Raw genomic sequence first — 5418 nt, forward strand, 5'->3', positions numbered from 1 at the left:
GTGAAGTTAATAAGTTAGAGTTTAAGACCACCCAAGCTTTAGCTGCTATATGCAAAGGCCAAGGAGGTAGACAGAAAGCAGCGGTCAATAAATATGGATACCCCATCAGGTACAACCCACTAAAACCTATAAAAGGTTGGAATAGTGGAGATTTAGCGTTGAACATTGAAACAGGGGAAGTAGGTAGAGTTAATCCTCGCTCAAAGTCAAATAGTTTTAACTTCACCGTGCCAGGACAGAAAGCTAAAAGTGTTCATGTCAGCACATTAAAAGTTGTACATAAAAAAGACGGTTATACCTATACATTTTGTCCACAGTTGTCCATCAATGTCGAGGAAAATGCCGTCTAAAACTTAACAGAAAAATACTATTGACTTTTGACTTTTGACTTCCACGTAGCGGCACTACTTGCTCTGGAAAAACCTACCCAGTCAAATCAAATACCATTAAGCAATTTGCCCATTTGCTAACTCTTTGGGCGTTAACTTCCTCAATTTCTTTTTCCTTTAACAATATGTCTGAGCTTCCTTTCACCCTAGACCAATTACGCATTCTCAAGGCGATCGCTGCTGAAGGTAGTTTTAAACGAGCTGCCGATAGTTTGTTTGTTTCTCAACCAGCAGTTAGTTTACAGGTGCAAAATTTAGAGCGACAGTTGAATGTACCTTTATTCGACCGGGGTGGCCGCCGGGCACAATTAACTGAAGCTGGTCATTTGCTACTTACTTATGGTGAGAAAATATTATCTTTGTGCCAAGAAACTTGCCGAGCTATTGAGGATTTACAAAATCTTCAGGGTGGTACTTTAATTGTTGGTGCTTCTCAAACTACTGGTACTTATTTACTGCCCCGAATGATTGGGATGTTTAGACAAAAATATCCTGATGTGGCTGTGCAGTTACACGTTCATTCTACTCGTCGTACTGCTTGGAGTGTGGCTAATGGACAAATAGATTTAGCTATTGTTGGGGGTGAAGTTCCTCCAGAGTTACAGGAGTCTTTGGAGGTTATACCTTATGCTGAGGATGAGTTGGCTTTAATTTTGCCTGTTTCTCATTCTTTGGCAGAAAAGGAGACTATTCAAAAGGATGATTTGTATCACTTAAATTTTATTACTCTAGATTCTCAATCTACTATTCGTAAGGTTATTGACCAGGTATTATCCCGTAGTGGTATTGATACTCGCCGTCTGAAAGTGGAGATGGAATTAAATTCAATTGAGGCAATTAAGAATGCTGTTCAATCTGGTTTAGGAGTAGCTTTTGTTTCTGTTTCAGCTATTGAGAAAGAGTTACAAATTGGAGTTTTGACTACGGCTAAAATAGATCAGATAGTTGTTAATAGAATATTATCGGTTATTTATAATCCTAATCGCTACCGTTCTAAAGCTGCTGAGGCTTTTAGTAAAGAAATTTTACCTTTGTTTTCTAGTCTAAATTTTGATCCAGATAATATTAAACCTTTATCTAAAGAAATACAGCCTATAGAGATAATGACTAATAATGTTAGTGATACTTGAATATAGCAGTTCCCAAAAAGCTTTAAGTTATAATTCAAAAGTCATGCATTCAAAAGTCAAAAGTAATAATTTTTAATTCAAAAGTCATGCATTCAAAAGTCATGCATTCAAAAGTAAGAATTTTTAATTCAAAAGTAAGAAGTAAGAAATAAGAAGTAAATTATAGTGGTCAATAGGAGTCAAGGATAAGGAGTCAGGAGACAACCCACCCCTCGCCCCTCCCAGGAGAGCTATGCTTTATAAACATCTTTCTTAACATAAAACTTGACAAAAATATCATTTGATGTATTACATCCTGAAAGCTCCTAGTGTCGTTGCGATCGCAACGACAAAAAATAACTTTTAGGAGTATACAAGTTAGTCAATTTGTCAAAGCTTGTAAAACCAACAAAATGCTCGTAAGCTTTTGATAATAGGCATTATCCACTTTTGTAAAGAATTTTGCTTATAAAGCATAGCCCTGGAGAGGAGGGGAAGACAGGAGACAGAATTTTAGAAGAAAATCATAGCTGCCGTAATTGAGTAATCAATTAAGCAAGTATTTATGCTTAATTATTTACTCGGAATTTGATGAACGAAAAAAGTAATTAGGGTTTGCTGATTAAATCTCAAAGTATTGACTGATATTGTTTTTAGCCTTTTTAGGTACGAATAAAATGCTAATTTTTAGGTGGTAATGGTTCAAAAATCTAGGATTTTCAGCAAGATAGGAGAAGAAAACCAAGGGAAGATTTTTCTAGCTACCTCTTCTATAATTCTCGTTACTCCTGTTTGCGGAGCATTCCGTAGGAAATTCACCGATTCTGTTTGCGTTTGCGTAGCATCCCGTAGGGAAGCATGACAAACGGAAATTCTGGCTCCTACCCTGACAAAAAGACTTTTTCAGCAAGCCCTAATTAAGATGATTTGCATAGTATAAATACCTACCAAGCTACGGGTTCATATACTACTTTTCATGTTACAAATTGACGTGCGGAATGTGGGTTCTAACTTCTAACTTCTAACTTCTAACTTTTGACTTTTGACTTTTGACTTATAACTTATAACTTCGTTAACTCCCCAAACTATATATCGCATTTATACTTGAGAAATAGTATTAGATATTTTTTTTACATAATTAATAACTTCTGGAAAAAAAATCAAAAAATCTGACTCAATTTCAGCATAATTTTTAATCAGCTCATTTCCCGCAGTAGCAAGATTATTTTCTCTCTTCAAACGTTTAGATAAACGGACAAAAGTCAAGTTAATTCCTGATAAATTTTTGTAAGAACTAAGCCAATTCTCAGATATGATTTTCGGTAATATTTTTTGTAATTTATCAGGTAAAATTTCCTGATTTTCCTGCAAAATAATATATATTTTTTGCACAAATATATCTAAGTTTTCATGAGCAAATAAATTCCAGTGATTAGCTAAAAAATGGTCGTAACAAATATCAATAATTATTCCTGCTAAACGTCTATGACTATTACTAATACGATTTTTACTTCTTAAATATATTGGATGAGTATCAGTAAAGCAATCAACTTGACGATGAGTTTTGATTCCTTGAATAATTTCATGGCTATAAATAGTTTCATATTGTTCTAGATACCCTTTGACAAAATCACCTAATAGATTTCCTATTTGTGATTCAGGAGTATTTTTAGCTAAAAATAAATGAGCTAGATAGTTCATAATGTGGATAATTATCTGTGCAAAATTAATTTAACATTTGTCAGTAGGGAGTAGAGAGTAGGGAGTAGGGAGTAGACATTTCCTCCAGTAGATAAGATACCTGCACTGGGAACATTGAATTGTTCATATTTGTACTTCATATACAACCGAATATGCTGTATTTTTTCTTACCTATCTAAGCTGACTAATATTGCTTGTAAGCATTTCCTGCGGACTGCTGAATGCTGAAAAGCTTGCTCCCTTGCCCTTAAAGTCAAATGAATCTAAATTATAATAATTAAACTACTCTAGATTTTTCCGAAGCTCTTTCATAAGTTAAATGGATTTTTACCATGGCAAACACTTTAGAATCTATTATTAATCTACCAAAGCTAAATTCTGAATCTACCCTCAGAGAATTACCACTGACTGATTTTCAAGTAAGTCCGATGACTTCCCTAGAATTAGTTGAATATCACTTTAATGAACAACCTGATTTACCTGGGGTTATAGTCGCTTCCGATGAAAAGTTTTTTGGCATGATTTCTCGGCGCTACTTCCATGAACAAATGAGTTCTCCTTATGGAAGAGAACTATTTATCAAACGTCCTATTCAATATTTTTTAAAAGCAACTCCAACTAAATATTTAGATAACTGTTTGGTATTACTTGCTGAAGGAAAGATTAATTTGGCTGTACAAATAGCACTAAATCGTTCTGAAGAAAATGTTTATGAACCCCTTGTAATTAAAATTGTAAACAAAAAAAATCCTGTTTTTTCTACTTATTTTTTACTGAATTTTCAAACTTTAATCCTGGCTCAATCCTATCTACTTAAAGAAGTCAATGATGAGTTATATCACCACAAAAAGTCTGCTAAAAATTATTTGATTCAGCTCAAATATAAACAGCAAAAACTCCAACAAAAGACAGCAGCATTACGAGCGCAAAAACAAGAGATTTTAATTAGACACAAGTTATTAGAAATACAGCAAAATGACATAATTAGTCAATCGGAACAAATTCATGACCTGAACCACAGATTGAAAGAAATTGCTGGTTTTATTTCTCAGGAAGGAAAAAAAGCATTTTATGCAACATTTGAAGAAGTACAAAAAATTAACAAAAATATGGACGAAATTGTTAATATTGGCTACTTGTTTACCAATGAACTCAAACTAATTAACTCTACATCTCATCAAATTGAAACAGTTAGTAAACAAGCCAAGCATTTGGCAATACAAGCTGCTATTGTTGCTGGTCATTCAAATTCTGAACTTGGTGGTTTTAGTCATATTACTAATGAGATTGGAAAATTGGTGAATGAAACCTCACAAGCAGGTCGTCAAATGAATTTAGTAGCTAATAACTTAATGATGAAAATTTCTGAACTTAACAATTTAGCTGAAACTGGTAAGCAAATTGTTAAGTCTCTAGTAGAAAATAATCAACGTTCTGAAGCAACATTAGATGAGTTAGAAAAATTAGTTCAACAACCAAATTTGGAGCAATCGGAAGTAAATTCGTCTGCTGTTACAGAATTTAGCAAAGTTAATGATATTTCTCAAGAAAATCTGGATCGAGATCGAAATATAGTCAATAACTATAAAGAAAAGTGTGAGGAAAAAAATACAGATATTTCTGAATTGCAAATGCAAATATTGAATAATAAAAAAGATAAGGAAAATTTGATACAACAAATTCGTTCTACTTTAAAGAAAAAAAAATTTTGATATTTAGTTAGATTAAGTAGAAAAAAAATAACTAACTTAATGGCATATTTAGTCAGAGTCTCAGTGAATCTTCAATAATTAACAATTCCTCAAACTCTACCTATATTTATATCAATTTCATAAAATATTGTTACAGTGACGACACAGGCAACAGGCAACAGGCAACAGGGAAAGAAAAACATAAATATTAAAGAGGAAAAAAAGTGAAAAATTTAGAATTTATGGAATTTATGATTTTTTCTTTTAGGAATAAATCACAAATTAAGATGTAACTATCTTTTTTGAATTTGGTATTATTTAATTTTCTAGAAAGCGCTATGCCCTAGGGAACAGGGAACAGGAAATAGCAAACTGTAATACCAATTTTAAAAAAGAATGTGACGAATAGTCAGAGCGATAAAAAGACTTTACAGGAAATGTCCCTTTGACTAAAAAGATAGTTTATGCCCTAAAAAATGGTATTAAAGACATTCCCATACGACTCCTGACTCCTGACTCCTGACTCCT

At 33.1% G+C, this 5418-nt stretch carries 4 protein-coding genes and 1 pseudogene; 3 read left to right on the top strand and 2 right to left on the bottom strand.

From position 1 onward, the window contains the following. Both F6K54_RS39560 and F6K54_RS39565 read left to right on the top strand, forming a co-directional pair. Positions 1 to 350, top strand: a pseudogene (locus F6K54_RS39560) (hypothetical protein); the annotation flags it as partial. A 164-nt stretch (positions 351 to 514) separates the two neighbouring features. Beyond that, entirely contained in the window at positions 515 to 1519 is a 1005-nt protein-coding gene (locus F6K54_RS39565; protein WP_293089759.1) for a LysR family transcriptional regulator, read from the top strand. Positions 1520 to 2596: 1077 nt separating this feature from the next. Here the strand turns inward: F6K54_RS39565 and F6K54_RS39570 are convergent. Together F6K54_RS39570 and F6K54_RS39575 are read right to left on the bottom strand one after the other, a co-directional pair. Then, positions 2597 to 3199: an ACP phosphodiesterase gene (locus tag F6K54_RS39570; RefSeq protein WP_293089761.1), complete on the bottom strand. Its 603-nt coding sequence runs from the start codon at positions 3197 to 3199 to the stop codon at positions 2597 to 2599. Positions 3200 to 3210: 11 nt separating this feature from the next. After that, positions 3211 to 3339 carry a hypothetical protein gene (locus tag F6K54_RS39575; protein ID WP_293089763.1) on the bottom strand — a complete coding sequence of 43 codons (129 nt, stop codon included), beginning with the start codon at positions 3337 to 3339 and terminating at the stop codon, positions 3211 to 3213. 192 nt (positions 3340 to 3531) lie between these two features. On the opposite strand from F6K54_RS39575, the gene F6K54_RS39580 reads away from it, so the two are divergent. Continuing rightward, positions 3532 to 4911 (top strand): hypothetical protein, encoded by a 1380-nt coding sequence (locus F6K54_RS39580; RefSeq protein ID WP_293089765.1) that lies wholly within the window; start codon positions 3532 to 3534, stop codon positions 4909 to 4911. The last annotated feature ends 507 nt before the right edge of the window (positions 4912 to 5418 follow it).

The organism is Okeania sp. SIO3B5 (genome assembly GCF_010692555.1).
GTDB lineage: Bacteria > Cyanobacteriota > Cyanobacteriia > Cyanobacteriales > Microcoleaceae > Okeania.